General features: G+C 71.2%; 19 protein-coding genes. 5 read left to right on the forward strand and 14 right to left on the reverse strand.

The window, feature by feature from the left end; all coding sequences use genetic code 11:
- Positions 1-44: 44 nt before the first annotated feature.
- Positions 45-806, forward strand: coding sequence for an SDR family oxidoreductase (locus tag OG787_RS04645; RefSeq protein WP_369032172.1), 762 nt, complete (start codon positions 45-47; stop codon positions 804-806).
- 62 nt (positions 807-868) lie between these two features.
- On the opposite strand, the gene OG787_RS04650 is transcribed toward OG787_RS04645, so the two are convergent.
- From OG787_RS04650 to OG787_RS04675, 6 genes are all read right to left on the reverse strand, one after another.
- On the reverse strand, positions 869-2371 hold the full coding sequence (locus tag OG787_RS04650; RefSeq protein ID WP_405534364.1) for an SDR family NAD(P)-dependent oxidoreductase: 1503 nt from the start codon (positions 2369-2371) through the stop codon (positions 869-871).
- Between the two features lie 116 nt (positions 2372-2487).
- Positions 2488-3834, reverse strand: a complete 1347-nt coding sequence (locus OG787_RS04655) for a wax ester/triacylglycerol synthase family O-acyltransferase (RefSeq protein ID WP_369032170.1) — start codon at positions 3832-3834, stop codon at positions 2488-2490.
- Between the two features lie 189 nt (positions 3835-4023).
- Positions 4024-6384 carry a GH92 family glycosyl hydrolase gene (locus OG787_RS04660; protein WP_405540411.1) on the reverse strand — a complete coding sequence of 787 codons (2361 nt, stop codon included), beginning with the start codon at positions 6382-6384 and terminating at the stop codon, positions 4024-4026.
- Between the two features lie 153 nt (positions 6385-6537).
- Entirely contained in the window at positions 6538-7758 is a 1221-nt protein-coding gene (gene glgC / locus OG787_RS04665; protein ID WP_405534365.1) for a glucose-1-phosphate adenylyltransferase, read from the reverse strand.
- 53 nt (positions 7759-7811) lie between these two features.
- Entirely contained in the window at positions 7812-8981 is a 1170-nt protein-coding gene (gene glgA, locus OG787_RS04670; protein WP_405534366.1) for a glycogen synthase, read from the reverse strand.
- Between the two features lie 37 nt (positions 8982-9018).
- Complete coding sequence (locus OG787_RS04675) at positions 9019-9753, reverse strand: IucA/IucC family C-terminal-domain containing protein (protein WP_405534367.1); 735 nt, start codon at positions 9751-9753, stop codon at positions 9019-9021.
- Positions 9754-9980: 227 nt separating this feature from the next.
- Between OG787_RS04675 and OG787_RS04680 the strand changes: the two genes are divergently transcribed.
- Positions 9981-11174 (forward strand): DMT family transporter, encoded by a 1194-nt coding sequence (locus tag OG787_RS04680; RefSeq protein WP_405534368.1) that lies wholly within the window; start codon positions 9981-9983, stop codon positions 11172-11174.
- Here OG787_RS04680 and OG787_RS04685 read toward each other — a convergent pair.
- Positions 11164-12342 carry a transglycosylase family protein gene (locus OG787_RS04685; RefSeq protein WP_405534369.1) on the reverse strand — a complete coding sequence of 393 codons (1179 nt, stop codon included), beginning with the start codon at positions 12340-12342 and terminating at the stop codon, positions 11164-11166. The genes OG787_RS04680 and OG787_RS04685 overlap by 11 nt on opposite strands.
- A gap of 341 nt (positions 12343-12683) precedes the next feature.
- Here OG787_RS04685 and gndA point away from each other — a divergent pair, with 341 nt between their 5' ends.
- Entirely contained in the window at positions 12684-14123 is a 1440-nt protein-coding gene (gene gndA / locus OG787_RS04690) for an NADP-dependent phosphogluconate dehydrogenase (RefSeq protein ID WP_369032164.1), read from the forward strand.
- A 346-nt stretch (positions 14124-14469) separates the two neighbouring features.
- Here the strand turns inward: gndA and OG787_RS04695 are convergent, their stop codons facing one another.
- From OG787_RS04695 to OG787_RS04710, 4 genes are all read right to left on the reverse strand, one after another.
- Complete coding sequence (locus OG787_RS04695) at positions 14470-15108, reverse strand: aspartate/glutamate racemase family protein (RefSeq protein ID WP_369032163.1); 639 nt, start codon at positions 15106-15108, stop codon at positions 14470-14472.
- Between the two features lie 26 nt (positions 15109-15134).
- Complete coding sequence (locus OG787_RS04700) at positions 15135-15482, reverse strand: GNAT family N-acetyltransferase (protein WP_369032162.1); 348 nt, start codon at positions 15480-15482, stop codon at positions 15135-15137.
- Between the two features lie 46 nt (positions 15483-15528).
- Positions 15529-15948, reverse strand: a complete 420-nt coding sequence (panD, locus tag OG787_RS04705; protein ID WP_405534370.1) for an aspartate 1-decarboxylase — start codon at positions 15946-15948, stop codon at positions 15529-15531.
- A 155-nt stretch (positions 15949-16103) separates the two neighbouring features.
- Positions 16104-17087 carry an aldo/keto reductase gene (locus OG787_RS04710; protein WP_369032160.1) on the reverse strand — a complete coding sequence of 328 codons (984 nt, stop codon included), beginning with the start codon at positions 17085-17087 and terminating at the stop codon, positions 16104-16106.
- Positions 17088-17196: 109 nt separating this feature from the next.
- On the opposite strand from OG787_RS04710, the gene OG787_RS04715 reads away from it, so the two are divergent.
- A complete protein-coding gene (locus OG787_RS04715; RefSeq protein ID WP_369032159.1) occupies positions 17197-17802 on the forward strand; it encodes a TetR family transcriptional regulator in 606 nt (201 codons plus the stop codon).
- 239 nt (positions 17803-18041) lie between these two features.
- Here the strand turns inward: OG787_RS04715 and OG787_RS04720 are convergent, their stop codons facing one another.
- On the reverse strand, positions 18042-18914 hold the full coding sequence (locus tag OG787_RS04720) for an SCO6745 family protein (protein WP_369032158.1): 873 nt from the start codon (positions 18912-18914) through the stop codon (positions 18042-18044).
- 138 nt (positions 18915-19052) lie between these two features.
- On the opposite strand from OG787_RS04720, the gene OG787_RS04725 reads away from it, so the two are divergent.
- Positions 19053-20381: a Gfo/Idh/MocA family protein gene (locus tag OG787_RS04725; RefSeq protein ID WP_405540413.1), complete on the forward strand. Its 1329-nt coding sequence runs from the start codon at positions 19053-19055 to the stop codon at positions 20379-20381.
- A 2-nt stretch (positions 20382-20383) separates the two neighbouring features.
- Here the strand turns inward: OG787_RS04725 and OG787_RS04730 are convergent, their stop codons facing one another.
- Both OG787_RS04730 and OG787_RS04735 read right to left on the reverse strand, forming a co-directional pair.
- The gene (locus OG787_RS04730) at positions 20384-21064 is read right to left on the reverse strand and encodes a response regulator (RefSeq protein ID WP_369032157.1); all 681 of its coding nucleotides are present in this window, start codon (positions 21062-21064) and stop codon (positions 20384-20386) included.
- On the reverse strand, positions 21061-22305 hold the full coding sequence (locus tag OG787_RS04735; protein ID WP_369032156.1) for a sensor histidine kinase: 1245 nt from the start codon (positions 22303-22305) through the stop codon (positions 21061-21063). Before OG787_RS04735 ends, OG787_RS04730 begins: the two co-directional genes overlap by 4 nt.
- Between the last annotated feature and the right edge of the window lie 6 nt (positions 22306-22311).

Consider the following 22311-nt stretch of genomic DNA (forward strand, 5'->3'; position numbering starts at 1 on the left):
CCTGAGGGCTGTTGACTGACGGTCCGTCATGAGACGGTACGCGGATGACGTCGCCGTACGGACTGGACGGACGGGTCGCCCTGGTCACCGGGGGCACGCGAGGCATCGGGCTGGCTGTCGCGGAGGCGCTGGTGCGGGCGGGAGCGCAGGTGTGCGTAACGGCCCGCGATCCGGACGGGGTTGCGCGGGCCGCCAGGACACTCGGCGGCATCGGCCTGGCGGGCAACGCCGCCGATCCCGCACACCTCTCCCTGTTGACCGAGTTCACACTCGACACCTTCGGTCGCATCGACATCGTCGTGAACAACGCGGCCACCAACCAGCCCTACGGCCCGCTCATGGACGCGAACCCGGACGAATGGCGCACTGCCTTCACCACGAACGTCGAGGCTCCTCTACGCCTGACGCAGCACGTGTGGCGGGCCTGGATGCGCGAACACGGCGGCACGATCATCAACATCTGCACGGAGGGCGCCACCCACGTAGGCCCCGACATCGGCTCATACGGCACCACCAAGGCGGCCCTGCTCCACCTCACCCAACAACTGGCGGGCGAACTGGCCCCCAAGGTCCGAGTCAACTCGGTCTCCCCCGGCCTGGTCCGCACAGAAATGGCCCGCTTCGTATGGGAGCCGAACGAGAAAGAGATCGCGTCCGGCCTCCCCCTGGCCCGAATCGGCGAACCCAAGGACATCGCCCAAGCGGTCCTGTGGCTGGCATCAGACGCAGCAGAATGGGTGACTGGAGCCGACCTACTGGTGGACGGCGGCACAAGAGTCAGAGCGGCACTCCAGCGAACCTTTTAGGGGCGCGCGGGGAACTGCGCGACAAGCCCCCACCGCCCCGCAGACGCACCCCAAACCCCCGCCTACCACTTACCAGGCGCGTAGTCCTTCAAGAACACCCCGTACAGATCCTCGCCCAACTCCCCCCGCACGACCGGGTCGTATACACGAGCCGCACCATCCACAAGATCAAGCGGCGCATGGAACCCCTCATCGGCCAAGCGCAGCTTGTCGTAGTGAGGCCGCTCGTCAGTGATCCACCCCGTGTCCACCGAGGTCATCAAAATACCGTCGGCCTGGAACATCTCCTGCGCACTGGTCCGCGTCACCATGTTCATCGCGGCCTTCGCCGCATTCGTGTTCGGATGCCCCGCACCCTTGTACCCACGCCCGAACACCCCCTCCATCGCCGATACATTGACGACATACGCCCGCTTGCTCACCGCGTCCCGCGCAGCCGCTGCCATCGCCGGCCGCAACTTGCTGATCAGGATGAACGGCGCCGTGTAGTTGCACAGCTGGGTTTCGAGCAGCTCCACCGGAGAGATCTGCTCGATCGTCTGCACCCACGTGTTGGTGTCGACCACGTCCGGGACAAGACCCCCCGCGTCGATGGCCGTGCCGTCCAGGTGCCGGGCGACGCTCGCGTTGCCCGCGACGAGAGCGAGGTCGGCGACCTGCTGGGCGTCGAGGCCGCTGATGCCGACGGACAGCGCGGCCAGTCCGTCGACCGCGCCGGACCCGAAGGCGCCGATCACCCGGTGGGCGGGCAGTTCCCCGGCGGGCAGCGGCGCGCTCTCGCCCTCGACCAGGGCGGCGTACGCGGAGGGCAGCCGGCGTACCGTCTGGGTCGCGTTGTTGATCAAGATGTCGAGCGGTCCCTGCTCGGCGATCTGGTCGGCCAGGGCCACGACCTGGGCCGGGTCGCGCAGGTCGGTGCCGACGACCTCCAGCCGGTGCAGCCAGTCGGCCGAGTCGTCCATGGCCTTGAAGCGGCGGATGGCGTCCTTCGGGAACCGCGTGGTGATCGTGGTGTGCGCGCCGTCGCGCAGCAGCCGCAGCGCGATGTACATACCGATCTTGGCCCGGCCGCCGGTGAGCAGCGCGCGCTTGCCGGTGAGGTCGGTGCGGGCGTCGCGGCGGGAGCGGTTGAGGGCGGCGCAGTCCTGGCAGAGCTGGTGGTAGAAGTAGTCGACCTCGACGTAGCGGGTCTTGCAGGTGTAGCAGGAGCGCGGGCGCTGGAGTATCCCGGCGATCTGCCCCTCCTCGGTCACCGACGACGGGAGGATGCCCTCGGTCTCGTCGTCGATGCGCTGGGCGGAGCCGGTCGCCGTGGACTCGGTGACCGCCTTGTCGTGGGCGGTCTTGGCGGCCCGGCGCTCCTGCCGGCGGCGCTGCTTGACCGTGCGGTAGACACCGGCGGTGGCGCGGCGCACGGCGATGGCGTCGGGGTGGTCGACGTCCAGCTTGTCGAGTTCTTCGAGCACGCTGAGGCAGACGGCCATGCGCTCGGGGTCGATGCCGGGACCGTAGGACATGTCGTCCTGGCCGTCCACAGCCGTCGGGCCGTCCTCTGTCACCGTCATCGCGCTGCCGTTCCCTGGGGTCGCCTTCGTGGCGCTCCGACCGCGCCCGCTCTCGAACAGGCGATTTTACGGAAGCCCGACCCCAGTCACCAAACCCGCGACGATCATGACGCCGCTCAGGGGGCGCAGACGGCGACCAGCGCCTCCACCTCGGCCGTGACCGCGGCGGCGAACCGATCAAGGTCCGGCACGGCTTCCGCGTCCGCGACCAGCCCGAAGTGAACCTGCCCCCGATAGGTCGAGATGGCGACCGCCAGCGACTGTCCCTGGGCGAGCGGAGCGAAGGGGTAGACCTCGACGAGCGGGTTGCCACCGAGCCTCAGCCCGAGGCTGGGCAGCGGCACGCTGGTGACGAGGATGTCGAACCAGAGCCGGGCCGCCTGCTTCACCAGCGGTCCGCCGAGCCGGTGCCCGAGCGGCGGCACATGGTCGGCGAGCAGCGCGACCGCGCCCGCGCCCCGTCCGGGCCCGGCGTCCTTGTTTCGGTCCATGGCCCAGCGCACGGAGTCGAGGCGCCGCAGCGGATCCGGATCGTCGACGGGCAGTCGCATCAGGTACCCGGAGAGCCGGTTGCCCTGCGGATGCGCGGTGCGCGGACGCCGCTTGGACACGGGGATGAGCGCGCGCGGTGCGACTCCCTCGCTGCCGTCGCCGCGCTCGTCGAGCCAGCGCCGCAGTGCCCCGGCGACGACGGCGATGAGTACGTCGTTCACGGTGCCGCCGGCCGTCTTGCGCACCAGGTGGATGTCGTCGAGGTCGAGGAGGACTCCGGCGGTACGACGGGTGCCGCTCGGTTCGGCGACGAGCGCGGCGGAGGAGCGCGCGCCCAGGGTGTCCAGGCTGGACCGGGCGACGGAGGCACCGATGTCCAGCGCGCGCCCCACGTCGGAGAAGGCACCGCGCACCATCCCGGGCAGCTTGCGCACGTCCGGGAAGAAGCCGCCGGCCGGCGGTTCGGGGCGCGGGCGAGGTCCCGGCAGGTCGAGGGGGTCCATGACACCGGCGGCGAGGGTCAGCGCGCGCAGGCCGTCGGCGAGGGCGTGGTGGAACTTGAAGAGCACGGCGAAGGAGGTCCCGTCCTCGCCGGGCAGGACATGCGCCTCCCATGGCGGCCGGCCGCGCTCCAGGGAGCGTTCCATGAGCCGTCCGGCCTCGGCGTGGAAGTCGGCGGTCGGGGCGTGCAGCCGTACGTGGTCGAGCGGGTCGAAGTCCGGTGCGGTCTCGCGGGTGGCGCCCCCGAAGGCCAGCGGGAGCAGCGGCTGCCAGACGTCCCGGATGCGCATCCGCAGTCCGGGTACTCCGGCGGCGCGGGCGGCGAGGAGGTCGGCCGCGTGGGCTCCGGCGGTGGGCGAGTGGGACGAGAACACGCCGAGGGCACCCAGGTGCATGGGGTGCAGGTCGGAATCCATGTTCCAGAACGCCAGGTCGAGGGGGGCGAGCAGGTCCGAGGTCTCAGAGGTCAAGGGATCGCTCTCGCGTCGACGACGGGTGAGCCAGCAGTCAATCGCCTGCGGCCGATTACGGTCAAGTACGATCAAGCTACGCACAGTTAACAACGGATTAAGTCCCGCTGCTCCGCGAGCAGCGGGACTTGAGTGACTGATGAGGTTACGTCAGCCCACTCGGGCAGCCACAGAGCCGCTACAGGCCCGCTATTTCAGGGCGGGCGGCGCCGCATCCGTGCCCGTACCCCACCCGGACGGCTCCGAGCCGACCGTGAACTCCAGCGCACGCGCACCCCGTAGCAACGCGCTCGTCACATACGTACGGCTGTACGAAGTTCCGTCGACGGCCACCGACTGGACGTACCGTCGGCTGTCCGACGTACCCGGTGCCGTCACCGTGAGGGCGCCGAGCGGGTGGTAGCGGCGGTCAAGGGCGAGGTCGACCCGGTCGAAGACGGGGGTGGACAGGCCCCAGGTGTCGTAGCCGGGCTGTACCGGGAAGATCCCGATCGCGGACAGGACGTGCCAGGCGGACATCGTGCCCATGTCGTCGTTGCCCGTCATACCGGTCGGGCCGTCGGTGAAAAGGGTCAGCGCGGCGTGCACGACCTCCGTCGTCTTCCAGGGCTGGCCGGTGGAGAGATAGGTGTACGGGGCGGTGAGGTCGACCTCGTTCTGGGGGTTGTACTTGTCCGCGTTGTAGTAGGCGTACGGGCCGTTCACCCACACCTCGCGGGCCGTCCCGGCCGGGTCCGCCTTCATCTGGTCGTACGCGAAGAAGGCGTCGAGCCGGTCGTTGGCGGCCTGCCGACCCCCGAGCAGGTCCACCAGGCCCGGCAGATCCTGCGGGACCAGCCACTGGTACTGCCAGGCGGTGCCCTCGTGGAACCCCTCCCCCCTGGCCGGATCGGCGTCGCCGGTGAAGGCTCCCGAGCCGTCCCGGGGGCGGAAGAAGCCGGTCGCGGGGTCGAAGACGGCACGGTAGTTCTGCGCCCGGCGGGCGTATCGGTCGGCGTCGGCCTTGTGGCCCAGGTCGCGGGCCATCTGGGCCAGCATCGCGTCGGACAGGGCGTATTCGAGGGTGACGGAGGCGCCCCAGTGGTAGTCCGAGTCGCCGGGCTTGGTGCGTGGGCGGCCCTTGAGGTAAGGCGCGAAGCCGTTCGCGATGTACTCCTGGTTGGCCTCGCGCCCCAGCATGGGCAAGGCGGTGGGCGGGACGCCGTCGGCGTTCTTCCTGAGGGCGCGGTAGGTCCGCTCCTCGTGGCCGTGCAGCAGGCCCTGCTGGTAGGCGTGGGTGAGGAACGGGGTGACCGGGTCGCCGGTCATGATGTTCGTCTCGACGGTGCCGTAGCCCCACTTGGGCAGCCAGCCGCCCTCCTCGTCGATCTTCAGCACCGAGAGCGCCATGTCACGGGCCTCGCGGGGCGCGAGCAGCGACAGGAGCTGGGCCTGGGTGCGGTAGGTGTCCCAGAGGGACCAGTTCTGGTAGTACGTGAAGTCCCGCGCGCGGTGGATCCTCAGGTCCCAGCCGGTGTAGCGGCCGTCGGCGTCGCTGCCGATGTTGGGGGCGAGGAAGCTCCGGTACAGGGACGAGTAGAAGGCCCGCCGGAGCGTCTCCGAGCCGCCGGTCACACGCACGTCGGCCAGCCGCGCCTCCCAGGCCGCCCTGGCCGCCTCCCGTACGGCGCCGAACGAACGTCCGCCCTCGGCGCTCAGGTTGCCGGCGGCGCCCTCCGCGTCGACGTACGACAGTGCGGTGGTCGCCTCGACGGTGCGGTCCCCGTCGGTCGTGTCGAAGCGGACGTAGGCACCGTCGCCGCCGGTCCGGGACCCGTCGGTGACCGTGCTGCCGTCCCAGGTGCCGTACGCCGTGAACGGGCGGTCGAAGCGGGTGATCGTGTGGACGGTGTACGGCTTGGTGCCCCGGCAGAATCCGGAGCCGGTGATCGTCGTACGGACGGTCCGGTCGTCGAGGATCTCGACCCGGTTCGCGACCTTGGTGTGCAGGGACTGGCCCGCGTTGAGGAGCACGTTGGCCTTGGTGGTCGGCGGGAAGGTGTAGCGCTGGACGCCGGTGCGGGCGGTCGCCGTCAGTTCGGCGTCGATGCCCGAATCCAGGCCCACCCGGTAGTAGCCGGGAGTGGCGCGCTCCTGGTCGTGGCCGTACTCGGCGGCGTAGGTCGCGTGGTCGGTGCTCGTGATGTCGCCGGTCGTCGGGAGGACCGGCAGGTCGCCGCCGATCCGGCAGCCGACGCCGGAGAGGTGGACGAGGGAGAAGCCCCGGACGCGGGTCTGGGAGTAGCGGTAGCCGGTCTTGTGTCCGGTGTCGGGCGACAGCTGCACCATGCCGAAGGGCACGGTCGCGCCGGGGAAGGTGTTGCCCTCGTTCTCGGTGCCGATGAACGGGTTGACGAGGTCGGTGAGCCGCTCGTCACGGGCATGGGCGGCGGGTGCGGAGAGCGCGCCCGCGAACAGGGCGGCGGCCGTCACGGCCCCCGCGGTGCGCAGCGTCCATCTCACAGGGCGGTCCTCCGTGGGCTCGGGCCGGATGGCGGTCGTGTCCCGCATCCGTTCCTCGCCGGGCGCCCCGATCCGCGCCGTAGCCGGCGCGGTCACCTCGCGGCCGTACGGCATCAGCCCGTTCGGCTCACTGGCCCCGGACATGCCGACGGCCCCGGTGAGCACGGACTCACCGGGGCCGTCGGGGCGTGGGCGTACCGCCTACGACACGTGCTGGCCCTTCCCGAGGGCGATCACTCCGCCCTTGGAGACGGTGTACAGGTCGGAGTCGCGCTCCGGGTTGACGCCGATCGTCGCGCCCGGCGGGACCTCGACGTTCTTGTCCAGGACGGCCCCGCGCACGATCGCGCCCCGCCCGATGCGCACGTTGTCGTGCAGGATCGACCCCTGCACCACCGCGCCCGGATCGACACGCACCCCGGGCGAGAGCACCGACCGCGTCACCTGCCCGCGTATCAGGCACCCCGCGCTGATGATCGACTCACTGGCGATGCCGCCGGAGTTGAAGCGGGCGGGCGACAGCTGGCCGGAGTGGGTGTAGACCGGCCAGCTGCGGTTGTAGAGGTTGAAGGCGGGACGCTCGGCGATGAGGTCCATATGGGCGTCGTAGTACGCGTCGAGCGTGCCGACGTCCCGCCAGTAGCCCTGGTCGCGTGTCGTCTCGCCGGGGACGTGGTTCTCGCTGAAGTCGTACAGCTGGGCCTCGCCCCGCTCGGTGAGCGCGGGCAGTATCGAACCGCCCATGTCGTGCACGGAGTCGCCGTCCTCGGCGTCCCGCTGGAGTGCCTCTATCAGGGCCTTGGTGGTGAAGATGTAGTTGCCCATCGAGGCGAACACCGACTCGGGGTCGTCGGCCAGTCCGGGCGGGTCGGCGGGCTTCTCCAGGAAGCCCTGCACGGTCTGGTTGTCGGTGCCGGGGCTGATCACACCGAAGGACGACGACTCGGTGCGCGGCACCCGGATGCCCGCGACCGTGACCCCGGCGCCGCTGTCGATGTGCTGGTTGATCATCTGGCGGGGGTCCATGCGGTACACGTGGTCGGCGCCGAACACGGCGACGTAGTCGGGCTGTTCGTCGTGCACGAGGTTCAGGGACTGGAGGATCGCGTCGGCACTGCCCAGGTACCAGCGCGGGCCGAGGCGCTGCTGGGCGGGGACCGGCGTGACGTAGTTGCCGAGCAGGCTGGACATCCGCCAGGTGGTGGTGATGTGGCGGTCCAGCGAGTGCGACTTGTACTGCGTGAGCACGCAGATGCGCATGATGTCACCGTTGACGAGGTTGGACAGGACGAAGTCGACCAGGCGATACGTTCCGCCAAAGGTGACCGCCGGTTTCGCGCGGTCCGCGGTCAGGGGCATCAGGCGTTTGCCCTCTCCGCCCGCCAGTACGATCCCGAGCACAGAAGGTCCACCACGACGCATCGCCGCTCCCCTCACCGTGGTTGTGCAGGTTGCTTGCCCGTACGCCGGTCCCGCTAAGCCTGTTGACCTTTTTTGAGGATCTCCTCGTAGAGCCGCACGGTCCGCCGGGCCACCGCGTCCCAGCCGAACTCGCCCACCGCACGCTCCCGTCCGGCCTCCCCCATGCGCCGGGCGCCCTCCGGATCACCGAGCACGGAGTCCAGGGCCCGCGCGAGGTCCGCCTCGAAGGCCCCCGGGTCCTCGTCCAGGGACACGAGCACGCCGGTCTTCCCGTCGTCGACCACCTCGGGGATGCCCCCGACCCGCGAGGCAACGACGGGAGTTCCGCAGGCCATCGCCTCCAGGTTGACGATGCCCAGTGGCTCGTACACCGAAGGACAGACGAACACGGCGGCGTGCGTGAGGAGTTGGATGACGTCCGGGCGCGGCAGCATCTGCGGGATCCAGAACACGCCCTCGCGTACGGCGCTCAGCTCCTGGAAGAGTTCGCGGAACTCCCGGTCGATCTCCGGGGTGTCGGGGGCACCCGCGCACAGCACGACCTGGGCCGCCGGGTCGATGTCCCGTACCGCGCGCAGCAGATGGGGGACGCCCTTCTGCCGGGTGATGCGGCCGACGAACAGGACGTACGGGCGGTCGGGGTCGACACCGATGCGGGTGAGGGCGTCGGTGCCGTGGTCGGGGCGGTAGAGGGTGGTGTCGATGCCGTTGTGCACGACATGGACGGTGGCCGGGTCGAGGGCCGGGTAGCAGGCGAGGATGTCCTCGCGCATGGCCCCGGACACGGCGATCACGGCGTCGGCGGCCTCGACGGCGGTGCGTTCGGCCCAGCTCGACAGGGCGTATCCGCCGCCGAGTTGCTCGGCCTTCCAGGGGCGCAGGGGCTCCAGGGAGTGGGCGGTCATCACGTGCGGAATGCCGTACAGGAGCTTGGCGAAGTGGCCGGCCAGGTTGGCGTACCAGGTGTGGGAGTGGACGAGTTCGCGGCCTTCGAGGGCGGCGGCGATGGACAGGTCCGTGGAGAAGGTGCGCAGGGCGTCGTTGGCGGTGTCGAGCGACGGCCAGGACCGGTGGCGGATGACGCCGACGCCTCGGCCCTCGCCCCAGCAGTGCACCTCCAGGTCGGTGAGGGCGCCCAACTCCCGGGCCAGGAACTCGACATGGACACCCGCACCGCCGTACACATCCGGCGGGTACTCCCGGGTCAGCAGGCCCACACGCACCCAAAACTCCCTGTCTCGGCGGTTGGTTCCCACATGGTCACCCAGATGCGTCTCCCGGGGAAGACCGTGGGGGCCTGGTGAAGCAGCAGTCTCCGCAGATCCCGCCGCCGGGCACCCGGTAGTAGAGGCAGCAGCTGCGGCGTCGGAAGGCAGTGCCGGTGAGGGTGCCGGTCGGGGCGAGGCGGGGGTGGGTGAACAGTTCGGCGGCGAGGGTGCGGGCGTGTGCGGCGGCCTCCGGTGCCGTCCCGCGGGCCCAGCGGTCGAGTTCGCGGGCCGCGCCGGCCAGCGCGGAGCCCGCGTTGCCCCACAGCAGGCCCTCGGCGACGCCGTACCGGGCGCGCAGGGCGGCCGTGAGGGGTTCCAGGTGCCCTCGTACGACGATGTCCGCGACCGTCGCCGCGTCGGCGGGCCGGGGGCGTACCTCCGTCAGCCACAGGTCGTCGGGGGCGCTCGCGGCGGCGTCCCAGAGGAGGCGGCGGGGGTCGAGGTCGGGGACGCCGCCGTACAGGACCGCGCAGCCCAGCGCGACGGACCACAGTCTGGCCGCGAGCGCCTGTTGGGCGATGGACGCGGAAACCCGCAGCTCAGGGGTATGGAGACGGTCCGCAACCGTTTGGACACGGAAAGTTATGGAATCCGCGTAAACGTCCTCGCCGCGATGTGCGTAGGCCTGCGCGAGCGTCGGGGGTCGTGCGGCGGGTGCTCCGGCCGTGCGTAGTACGAAGAAGCCGCCGAGCGGTCGGAGGGCCGTGAGATCCGGGTCGAGGTCCACGGGGAGCAGTAGTACCAAGGAGAGCCGTAGTCGTGCGCAGCGGCTTCACCTCCGCGTCACCCACCCTGGGGAGGACGTTGGGCGCCACGTACTCCATCGGCAGTAGGACCCAATGGATGCTCTGGTACGACGACGGGGCGCGCGCGAGGGGGGATCGTAGTCACTATGGAAGCCGACCGTTCGCCGCGCCGGGCCCCGGGCCAGCGCCGCACGCAGAGGAGTTGCTCATGAGCGCCCTCGCGTTGTCCATCCTGCTGTCGCTCGTCTCCGCTGTCGCCTACGCGGGCGGAGCGATCGTGCAGGAACGTGTCGCTGATTCCGAACACGGCCGGTCCTACGCGCCGATGCGCAGGCCGGTCTGGTGGGCCGCCGTGGCGCTGAACGGCTTCGGCGGCGTGCTGCACGTGGTGGCGCTGGCCTACGGGCCGCTGAGCGTCGTCCAGCCCATGGGCGCCCTGACGATCGTGTTCGCGCTGCCGATGGCGGCCCTGTTCGTGCGGCGCAAGGCCGGGGCGACCGCCTGGCGGGGCGCGATCATGGCGACGCTCGGACTCGCGGGTCTGCTGTCCCTGGTCGGCGCGTCCGACGCGCAGTCCCTGGGCACGACCGAGCGGGTGCTGCTGGCCGTGGTCACCGGCTCCGCGGTGGTGACGCTGATGGTGGCGGGCCGCGCGGCACACCGGCACCCGGCGGTGCGCAGCACGCTGCTCGCGATCGCGTCCGGTATCGCCTTCGGTATGTCGTCGGTGTTCACGAAGGTGGTCGCCGTGGACTGGTCCGGCGGCATCACGGCCGCGGATCTGCCCACGCTGGCCCTGATCGCCGTGCTCGGTGTCTCCGGTCTGCTGCTCTCGCAGGCTGCCTACCGGGGCGGCGGCCTCGCGGCCCCGCTCGCGACGCTGACGGTCGTGAACCCGGTGGTGGCGGCCGCGGTCGGCATCACGATGTTCGGCGAGACCTTCCGGTACGGCACCACGGGCACCATCCTCGCGCTGAGCTGCGGTGTGGTCGCCGCCGGCGGCCTGATCCTGCTCACCACGGAACGGCTACAGCACAGCACCCACACCGACGAGCTGCCTGTGTTTCCTGACCCTGCATCCCCTGTTCCCCCTGTTTCAGCGCACTCGGCCCCGGAGCGGACAGAAGCCGGGCACGACGAGGAAACGGCGGAAGTGAGCGGCGAGACGGCTCCCGGGCCGGTCCCGGCCGAGGTCCTGTCGGCGCTCGCGGGACTTCCCCCGCAGCCCGACGCACCCGCCCACGAGGACGATCTGGTGGCGGCCAACGCGGCGGTGCCGGCGCCCGAGCAGGAGGTGCCCGTCGAGGGCCCGCCCGTCCACTTCGGGCCCTTCTACGGCGTCCCGTACGTAGCGATCCCGATCCCCGCCCTCGACCGGCACCGCACGCGGGTCAAATCCTGACGCCGCCGGCCCGGAGATAGGCCACCGGGTCGATGTCGGTACCGAAGCCGGGCCCCGTCCGCACCTCGAAGTGCAGATGCGGGCCCGTGCTGTTGCCCGTGGAGCCGGAGCGCCCGATGCGCTGCCCGGCCGACACGGACTGGCCCGCCTTCACGGAGATCGCCGACAGATGGGCGTACTGCGAGTAGCGGCCGTCGGCGTGCCGGATCACCACCTGGTACCCGAACGATCCGCCCCAGCCCGCGTCGACGACCTCGCCCGCCCCGACCGACTTCACCGAGGTGCCGGTGGGCACCGGGAAGTCGACGCCCGTGTGGTAGCCCTTCGACCAGGAGGAACCCGCCTTGTGGTACGGCGTCCCGGTCGCGGCGCTCACGGGCGCGCTGAGCGTGGTGGTGGTCGCGGGGGCCCTGGTCGCGGCGACCTTCTCGACGGCGCGCGAAGGGGCCTGCTCCGTCTTGGGCTTGGCCTTGCGCGCGGGCTCGGCGGTGGCGGGTGCTGCGGGCGCGGTCTTCGTACGGAGGTTCAGCCGCTGGCCGGGGACGATCAGGTCCGGATCGGCGCCGACCGTCGTGCGGTTGGCGGCGTAGAGGCGCTGCCAGCCGCCCCGGACGTCGCGTTCGTCGGCGATGCCGGAGAGCGTGTCGCCGTGCACGACGGTGTACATCTGGGCGGTGCCCGCCTGGGACTGGGGCGTGGTCTGCGGCTTGACGTCGCGGACGGTCCGCTGGGTCTTGGGCTGGGACTTCCGTTCCGAGGTGCCCGAGGGGTTGATGTCGGGGGTGTCGCCGCCGCGGGTGAGGCCCGCGCGGACCGAGCAGACGGGCCAGGCGCCGGGGCCCTGCCCCTTGAGCACCTTCTCGGCCACGGCTATCTGCTGGTCCTTGGTGGCCAGATCCGCGCGTCCCGCGTAGACCGTGCCGCCGTACGCCTCCCAGGTGGACTGGCTGAACTGGAGTCCGCCGTAGTACCCGTTGCCGGTGTTGATGTTCCAGTCGTTGGTGGACTCGCAGGCCGCGACCTTGTTCCAGGTACTCACGTCCGCCGCGTCCGCCGCTCCGGCACCGACGAACGGCAGCGCGATACCGGCGCTGCCCGCGGTGACGGTGAGAGAGGCCCGGTTGATCCGGTTCGGCTGGTACCGGCGGTGCTTGCCGCGTACGGCCATGGAAGAGCCCCCCTCACCCTCACCCAATACCAGGAGCCGCAAAAGTAAGCGCTGCGAACAGGCCATGACAAGACGGCAAATCAGCCTCCGTACGGCCGAAGTACGCCTGATGAGACACCGAAGTGGCCGGGAATACGGGTCTGTTGCGTAAACGCTGAGGCAGGAGGGGGTTCTGGTGCGTATCTGCGTACGCAGGAACGGTGGACCCGGATGTGCGGTCGGCCTACCGGCACGTCAGGATGGCCCGAAGGGCAATACTGGCGAGCACGGCACAAACGGCACCATCGCTTCCAGGACCCACCGGCACCACCGTTTTCCAGGACCCACTAGGAGCCATCCGCATGAGCAACTCAGCCCAGATCGGCGTCACGGGACTCGCGGTGATGGGCCGCAACCTCGCCCGCAACTTCGCGCGCAACGGCTACACGGTCGCGCTGCACAACCGGACGGCGGCGCGTACGCACGCTCTGGTCGAGGAGTTCGGGACCGAGGGCGACTTCATCGCGGCCGACACCGCCAAGGAGTTCGTGGCCGCGCTGGAGAGGCCGCGCCGCCTGGTCGTCATGGTGAAGGCCGGTGAGCCGACCGACGCCGTGATCCAGGAGTTCGCCCCGCTCCTGGAGCCCGGCGACATGATCATCGACGGCGGCAACGCGCACTTCGCGGACACCCGGCGCCGTGAGCGCGAGCTGCGTGAGCAGGGCATCCACTTCGTCGGCATGGGCGTCTCGGGCGGCGAGGAGGGCGCGCTGCTCGGCCCGAGCATCATGCCGGGCGGCCCGGTCGAGTCGTACGACTCCCTCGGCCCGATGCTGGAGAAGATCTCCGCGAAGGCGGCGGACGGCACCCCCTGTGTGTCGCACGTGGGTCCGGACGGCGCCGGCCACTTCGTGAAGATGGTCCACAACGGCATCGAGTACGCCGACATGCAGCTGATCGGCGAGGCGTACCAGCTGCTGCGCGATGTCGCCGGGTACTCCCCCGCGCAGATCGCCGACATCTTCCGCACCTGGAACACGGGCCGTCTCGACTCCTACCTGATCGAGATCACCGCCGAGGTGCTGTCGCACGTGGACGCGGCGACGGGCAAACCGTTCGTGGACGTCGTGGTGGACCAGGCCGAGCAGAAGGGCACCGGCCGCTGGACCGTGCAGATCGCCCTCGACCTGGGCGTGCCGGTGTCGGGCATCGCCGAGGCGGTGTTCGCCCGCTCGCTGTCCGGCCACGCGGCGCTGCGCGAGGCCTCGCGCGACCTGGCGGGCCCGAAGGCGACCCCGCTGAGCGAGTCGGAGGCGGCGGCCTTCGCCGACCGTGTCGAGCAGGCGCTGTACGCGTCGAAGATCGTGTCGTACACGCAGGGCTTCCACGAGATCGCGGCGGGCGGCGCCGAGTACGACTGGAACATCGACCTCGGTGCGGTGTCCGCGCTCTGGCGTGGCGGCTGCATCATCCGGGCGGCGTTCCTGGACCGGATCCGCGCCGCGTACGACACGCGGGCGGATCTGCCGAGCCTGCTGTCCGACGAGACGTTCGCGCGGGAGATCGCGGGGGCGCAGGACGACTGGCGCGAGGTGCTGGTCGCGGCGACGCGGCAGGGTGTGCCGACGCCGGGGTTCGCTGCCGCCCTCGCGTACTACGACGCGCTGCGTGCGGAGCGGTTGCCTGCGGCGCTTACGCAGGGGCAGCGGGACTTCTTCGGCGCGCACACCTACCGGCGGACGGACCGGGAAGGGGCGTTCCACACGCTGTGGGGCGGGGACCGGTCCGAGGTGACCGGCTGAGGGTCGTCGCTCCGCGGGGTGGGTGGTTTTTTGGCTGCCCGCCCGGTGGGGGCTTGTCGCGCAGTTCCCCGCGCCCCTTCAGGGGCGCGGTTGCGCACCCGGTGTTTTGGGGCCTGCCCACGTTCAGGACAGTGGTGGGCCCGGTTCTGGGGCGGGGGTTGGTTCGGGGCCCGGGGGTTGTGGGACCGGGTCCGGGGGTGTCGGGGGTGGGGCGGGGTCCGGGAAGGGGCCCGGAGTGGGGCTCGGTGGTACGGGGTGCGGGTCCGGGTGGGTCACGGGGTCCTCCAGCCAGTCGGTGCTTCGGCTCTGGACTCCTTCCCCGCGTACCCGACCGACGCGCCCTCACTCACTCCAGACGGGTCACGGCCGCCGCCAGGCCCAGGCGGGGGCTGGACAGCACCGGCACCGGCGTCGTCGTCAGCGGCTGGGCCGGGGTCATGGAGGCCTGGGCGAGGATGATCGCGTCGGCACTGTCGCCCGGGATCGAGTCCAGCGCGTCGGCCACCGTCCGGACGTAGGACTCCGTGTCGCCCGCCTGGAAGAGGGTCCAGGCGCCGTCGACGAACAGTGTCCGTACCTCGGTGGGGAGCCCGGCGCGGCGCGCCTCCTCCTCGACGAGGGTGACCGTCGGCCCGAACGTGCTCTCCGAGGTCGCGACGACGACCACCCTCGGGCCGATGGCCACCGCGGCGGCGGCCATCGGACGGTCGACGCGCAGCACGGGCACCCCGACCTCGTCGGCGGCCTCCTCCGCGACACCGCCGATGGAGGAGCAGGTGCAGAGGACGGCCACGGCACCGTCGGCGACCGCCTGTTCCAGGACCGACCGTACGTCGTCCGCCACGGACTCGGGGCCTGCCGCCCGGGCCCTGGTCAGCAGGTCCTCGTGGACGACGTGGGTGAGTTCCAGGCCCTGGTGGTCCTCGTCACGCAGGGCGTCGAACACCGGGACGTGCACGGGTGAGGTGTGCAGCAGGGCGAGCATGGTGAGGCGAGTCCCCTTGTCGGACGTCAGAAGCGGTCGGGGTGCGCCACGAGCCACTCCTTGGCGGCCTGGATGAGCCCGGGGTCCGCCGCCGGGGCCTCGGCAGGGTGACGCTCGGCCCACTTCACGACGTACGGGCAGAGGGGGGCCACGACGATGCCCTCGCGGGCGGCCATGACGTACAGCTCGCGGGCCAGCGAGCCCGCGATGCCCTTTCCCTCGTGCGCCGGCTCGACGATCGTGTGGACCGGGACCAGCGCGCGTCCACGTGCGGCCAGGACGAAGTACTCGATGTGACCCACGACTTCACCCGCCGCCACCGCCTCCAGGCGGCCCGCCGTCCGGTCGTCACGGATCTCGATGTCGCTGCTCATGGACACTCCCCTCGAAGGTTCACCGATACGCCGATACGCCGGATCGTCAGGCCGTGGCCGCCTGCGGGCTGCGTTCCTGGTCCGAGCCCGGCACCGGCTCGGCCGGGTCGGCGCCCAGCGCCACGACGCGGTTGCGGTGGTCCACATGGACCACCTTCGGCCGCAGCGCCCGCGCCTCGGCGTCGGTCACCTGAGCGTATCCGATGATGATCACCAGATCTCCGGGATGGACGAGGTGGGCCGCCGCCCCGTTGATCCCGACGACACCCGACCCCCGTTCGCCCTCGATGACGTACGTCTCCAGCCGGGCGCCGTTGGTGATGTCGACGATGTGCACGAGTTCGCCGGGCAGCAGGTCGGCGGCGTCGAGGAGGTCGGCGTCGATGGTCACGGAGCCGACGTAGTGCAGGTCGGCCTGGGTGACGGTGGCTCGGTGGATCTTGGACCGGAACATGGTGCGCAGCATGGAGATACTCCCGAAAGCTAGGCTCCCTGCCTGCGTCTATGCAGGTCAAGGGCTGTTTCCTCACCTTGGCGAGGACTCGCGAGTCGAGTGCGACCAGCCTACGCAACGACTGCCGTCCACCTCCGTGATACGCACCACTGCGGCCCGGGAGGGCGTCAGATCCAGGTGGGCACGTGCTCCTCGGCGTAGCGGGCGCCGAAGCCGCCGTGGGGCAGGATCTCGTCGATCGCAGACAGATCGGCGTCGGTCAGGGTGACATCCGCGGCGCCCGCGTTCTCCTCGATGCGCTTCGGGCTGCGCGTGCCGGGGATGGGCACGATGTGCTCGCCGCGGGTGAGCAGCCAGGCCAGGGCCAGTTGGGAGACGGTGATGCCCTTGGCGGCGGCCAGTTCGCCGAGCCGGGTGACGGCGTCGACGTTCTTCTCGAAGTTGCCGGGCTGCCAGCGCGGGTCGCTGTTGCGCATGTCGGTGGCGTCGTACTCGCCGGCCGGCCTGGCGGTGCCGGTGATGAAGCCGCGGCCCAGCGGGGAGTAGGCGACGAAGCCGATGCCGAGTTCGTCGAGGACGGGGAAGAGCTGCTCGACGTCGCGCTCGAAGAGGCTGTACTCGGTCTGGAGGACGGAGACCGGCTGTACGGCGTGGGCCCTGCGGATCGTCTCCGGACCCGCCTCGCTCAGACCGAAGTACGTCACCTTGCCCGCGTCGATCAGCTCCTTCACGGCGCCCGCGACGTCCTCGATCGGCACGTCCGGGTCCACGCGGTGCTGGTAGAAGACATCGATGTGGTCGACGCCGAGGTGGCGCAGGCTGTCGTCGGCGACCCGGCGGATGTTGTCGGGGCGGCTGTTGAGGCCGAAGCCCTTGGACAGGTCGGTCAGGTCGAAGCCGAACTTGGTGGCCAGGACCACCTCGTCGCGGAAGTCCTTGACCGCCTTGCCGACCAGGATCTCGTTGGAGCCGGTGCCCCAGCCGTAGAGCTCGGCGGTGTCGATGAAGGTGACGCCCAGCTCGTGGGCGCGCCGGATGGCGGCGACGCCCTCCTGCTCGTCGCCGGGGCCGTAGGCCATCGTCAGGCCCATCGCGCCGTAGCCGATCTCCGAGACGGTCAGACCCTCGCTGCCGAGTGTGCGGTGCTGCATGACGTGACCACTCCCCAATTTCCGCGCCAAACCAAAACTTTCGTTTTGACTGTACGCCTCGGCGGCCACCGTTGCCAAACAAACCTTTTCGGGTGGGTACTCTTCAGCCATGAGCCCTTCGACCAGCGCGGATTCGACCCGCGACCGCATCGTCACCGCGGCGAGGGCCGAGTTCGCCCGGTACGGGATCGCCGGTGCGCGGATCACCCGTATCGCCAAGGCCGCGAGGACCAGTTCGGAACGCCTCTACGCGTACTTCCGCAGCAAGGAGGAGTTGTACGCGTTCGTCTCCGAGCAGGAGATGGCGGCGGTGGCCGAGGCGACCCGTCTCGACCCCACCGACCTGCCCGAGTACGCCGGGCGGGTGCACGACTACCTCATCCGCCACCCCGACCGCTTCCGGCTCATGAGCTGGGGCCGGCTGGAGATGGCGGGCGACCCCGCCGACCTCGCCATGCGGGAGACCGTCCGCCGCAAGGTCGAACAACTCCACCGGGCTCAGGAGGCCGGCCAGCTGGATCCCTCCTGGGAGCCCATCGACATCCTCGTCTTCGTCAACCAGATCGCCATGGCCTGGCCCAGCCAGCTCGATCTTGTCGAGGCGGCCGGCGACCGGGTCCGCGACCCCTCCCTGGCGGCCCGTCGGGCCGCTGTCGTCGCCGCCGTGCGGCGCCTCTTTCCCGCCGCCGTCGACAAGGGCCCGGCGCCCGGCTGAGGCGCCCTTGGCCAGTGCCTGGTGACGATCCGTGAACCCGTCTACGCGGGCCACGGGGCAGTGAGGCGGCGGTCAAGGGTGTACCTGGGGACAGCAGTCCGGGGCTCAGCCGAGTGCGGGCCTGCGCACAGCTCCCCAGGGAGAGGACGGCCGGTCGCGCCGCGCTGGACGCCGCACTCGTGCCCGTGCCGATCAGGTCCTGGCCCGCAACCTCCGGCGAGCCGCTCCGACCGGCCGCGTCACTGCTTGCCGAGCAGATCCCTCGGAAACGCCCCCGCGACGACCGCGGCCTTGGCGAACCCCGCCCCCAGGACCGTCAGGCGTGCCACGCCCTCCGGGCCCAGGTGCTCGAACGGGGCCCGGTCCATACGGTCGGTCGCCTGCTCGATGTCCTCGCGGAGCGCGACGCCCCGGTCGGTGAGTTCGCCGGTGGCGCCGTCCAGCAGTCCTCGGTCCCGCAGCCGGGCCGTCGCCGCGTTCCAGTCGTCCTGGGTCCAACCACGGGTGGTCATCACCCACTTCGGGGTCAGACCCTTGCCCGTGGCGGTGTGGGTCACCATCGCCTCCAGGCCGTCGAGACCCGCGGACATCAGCGCGGCCAGGTGCCCGTCGCCCCGGTGCTCACGCAGCAGGGTCGCCGCGTGCCAGAACGCCAGGTGCGGCTCGTCCGGGACGGCGAGGTCGGCGTGGGCCGAGTAGAGCGGCCGGGCACCGCGCCCGCAGGCCTCGGCGGCGCGCAGCGCGAGTCGCGCGGCCTCCGCCATCTCCGCGGATGCCAGGGCCTCCTCGCCCAGCAGCCGGCGCAGCGTCGCGTCGACGGCACGCGCGCGTGCCGCGAGGACGTCGGCGGGGGCGGCGATCGACCACACCGCGGGGACGTGCCGGGACACGAGGTCGTGCTTGTAGTTGTAGAAGGCCGCCGTCACGGCGCCGGCTCCGACCGGCCCCAGCGCCGCCGACCGTGCGGCCAGATTGACGGCATGGGGATGGGTGATCCCGAGAGTTCCCAGCTCCCGGCCCAGATCGGGCGAGAAGTAGTGCGCCGCGTGCAGGGAGTTGAGCGGACCGTTGCAGCGTCGGACGGCGAGCGGCTCAAGGGCGGCAGTAGTCATGTCCGGCAGGTTACCGGTTGGCTACTACACGCATATAGTCCGCCGGGAGCTCCGTCGTGGACTGGCCGACCACCGGGGCGGGCAGCTGTGTAGCCGAGTACGCCTCCTCGTTCGCCCCACCGAATGGAGACCCGCATGATGTCCGACACCGCACGCCGCCGCGCCGCCGTGGTCGGTCTCGGCGCCCGGGCCCGGCTGTTCACCGAGGCACTGGCCGGTCCCCGCGCGGACCGGTTCGAGCTGGCCGGCCTCTGCGATGTCAACTCCCGCCGGATGGCGGTCCACAACGGCTGGCTCGCGGACGCCGACCCGGGCCGGGAGCCCGTACCCGCGTACGCCGCCGAGGACTTCGACGAGATGCTGCGCCGCGAGCGGATCGACCTCGTCGTGGTCACCTCCGTGGACCGCACCCACGACGACTACATCGTGCGCGCCCTGGAGGCGGGCTGCGACGTGGTCACCGAGAAGCCGATGACGACCGACGCCGACAAGGCCCGCCGCGTCCTGGACGCCGTCGGACGCACCGGCCGCGAGGTGCGGGTCGCGTTCAACTACCGCTACAACCCGGTGCATTCGGCCGTACGGGAGCTGCTCGCGGCCGGGGAGATCGGCGAGGTCGGGTCGGTGCACTTCGAGTGGCTCCTCGACCTGCGCCACGGCGCCGACTACTTCCGCCGCTGGCACCGCGAGAAGGCCGACTCCGGTGGGCTGATGGTGCACAAGGCCACGCACCACTTCGACCTGGTCAACTGGTGGCTCGGCACCGAGCCCGAAACCGTGTACGCGCAGGGCGGGTTGTTCTTCTACGGCGACGAGGCCGGCCGGCGCCGCGGCCTCGCCCGGGACTACACCCGCGCCCACGGCTCCCCCGCCGCCCAGGACGACCCGTTCGCCGTACACCTCGAGGACTCGCCCGTGCTCAGCGCGCTGTACCTGGACGCGGAGGCCGAGGACGGCTACCACCGCGACCAGAACGTGTTCGGGCCCGGTGTGACGATCGAGGACGACATGGCGGTCCTGGTGCGGTACGCGTCCGGTGCGACGCTGACGTACCACCTGACGGCGTACGCCCCCTGGGAGGGATACCGGATCGCCTTCAACGGCAGCGAGGGGCGGCTGGAACTGCTGGTGGAGGAGTCGACGTGGACCCGTCCCCGGGTCCCGGTGAGCGGCTCCGGGCCCGTGCTGCACGGCGCGGAGGTGGCCGACACCGTCGGGCGTACGGAGCTGACGCTGCGCCGTTTCTGGGAGGAGCCGCGCGAGATCAAGACCGCCACCGGCGAGGGCGGGCACGGGGGCGGCGATGCGCGCATGCTCCAGGACGTGTTCGGCGCCCGGGTCGAGGACCCTCTGCACCGGGCGGCGGACGCGGCCGACGGCGCCCGTTCCCTGGTCACCGGCCTGGCCGCGAACCGCTCCTTCGAGACGGGGCTTCCGGTGCGGACCCGGGATCTGCTGGACCTCTGACGTCAGAGGTCGCGCACGACGGCCCGTACGAGTCCGGTCTGGTAGGCGATGACCACGAGCTGGGCGCGGTCGCGGGCGCCGAGCTTGGTCAGGGAGCGCTGGATGTGGGTGCGGACGGTGAGCACGCTGAGGACCAGCTCCTCGGCGATCTCGGCGTTCGACCTGCCCTGGGCGGCGAGGGCGGTGACCTCGCGTTCGCGCGGGGTGAGGTCGGCGAGGCGTTCCGGGGGTGCGAGGAGGCCGCCGGGGGCGGGTGCGGTGAGGAAGCGGGTGATGAGGGCGCGGGTGGCGCCGGGCGAGAGGAGGGCCTCGCCGGAGGCGACCGTGCGGATGCCGGTGAGGAGGGCGTCGGTGGTGACGTACTTGCCGAGGAAGCCGCTGGCGCCGACGCGCAGTGCGTGGGCGACGTACTCCTCGGTCTCGAACATGGTGAGGATGAGGACGCGGGTGCCGGCCAGTTCGGGGTCGGCGCAGATCTCGGCGGTGGCGGCGAGACCGTCCGAGCCGGGCATCCGGATGTCCATGAGGACGATGTCGGGGCGGTGGGTGCGGGCGAGGTCGACGGCCTCGTCGCCGTTGGCGGCCTCGCCGACCACCTCCATGTCGGCGCAGGAGTCGATCAGCAGCCGGAACGTACCGCGCAGCAGGGCCTGGTCGTCGGCGAGCAGGACTCGGATCGTCACGCGGTGGCCTCGTCTTCTTTCCGGTCCGCTCCCGGGGCGCGCGAGTGCGGCTCCTCGTCAGGGGCGAGGGGGTGCAGCGGGAGTGCGGTGGTGACCTCGAAGCCGCCGTCGGGGCGGGGCCCGGCGTACAGGTCGCCGCCGACGGAGTGGGCGCGCTCACGCATGCCCATCAGACCGTAGCCGCCGCCCGGTACCGACGGGGTCGTGGCCGCCGCGTCGTTGGTGACCGAGATCAGCAGCCGGGAGGCGGAGTACGAGAGCCCGACGCGGGCCCCTTTGCCGGCGCCGTGCTTGGTGACGTTGGTGAGGGCCTCCTGGATGATCCGGTACGCCGTCAGGTCCACGCCCGGTGACAGGGGCCGGGGTTCCCCGTCGGTCGTGACGGTGACCTCGATACCGGCGGTCTCGCAGGTCGCGATCAGCTCGGAGAGGCGGTTCAGTCCGGGGGCCGGTTCCAGGGAGTCGGTGTCGGAATCGCCGGTCTGGCGCAACACCCCTACCGTGGCCCGGAGTTCGAGCAGCGCGGAGGACGTGGTGGCGCTCAGCTCGTCGAGCAGCTTCTGCGCCTGTTCGGGGTGGGTGGGCGCGAGGTGGCGGGCGGTACCGGCCTGGGCGTTGGCGACGGCCATGTGGTGGGCGACGACGTCGTGGAGTTCGCGGGCGATGCGCATCCGTTCCTCGGCGACCCGCAGCCGGGCCTCCTCCTCGCGGGTGCGCTCGGCGTACGCGGCGCGTGCTTGTACGGAGTCCATGTAGTCGCGGCGCAGCCGGTCCCGGCTCCCGCCGACCAGGGGCAGCATCAGCCACAGCACGGGGCCGATGGTGCGCAGCAGGAGCATCTCGTCCGTGGGTCTGTCGAACACGGCGGCGGTGACCACAACGGCGATGGTCACCGCACCGTACACGCGTGTGGTCCTGGGATCGGTGCCGGCGGCCAGCCGGTACAGGGCGATCATCAGGGGCGCGAGCAGCAGGGGTGACACCAGGTAGCCCAGGACCACGGTGATCACCGTGCAGACCGTGGCCACGACGAGCGCGCCGCGCGGATAGGTGCGTGCCCTCAGCTGGGCGAGACAGGAGACGGCCGCGAGGGCTTCGGCGGGCCAGTCCTCGGGCGGCTGGGTGACCCCGGGGATGGCGATCGAGGCACCGAGCGTCACGGTGCCGAGCAGTGCGAGGACCATGATCACGTCCGTGGCCGTGATCCGGCGTCCTGGAAAGCGCTCCAGGGTGGTGGTCATGTGTCT

Origin of the sequence: Streptomyces sp. NBC_00075 (genome assembly GCF_045041225.1) — a bacterium.
GTDB classification, from domain to species: Bacteria; Actinomycetota; Actinomycetes; order Streptomycetales; family Streptomycetaceae; genus Streptomyces; species Streptomyces adonidis.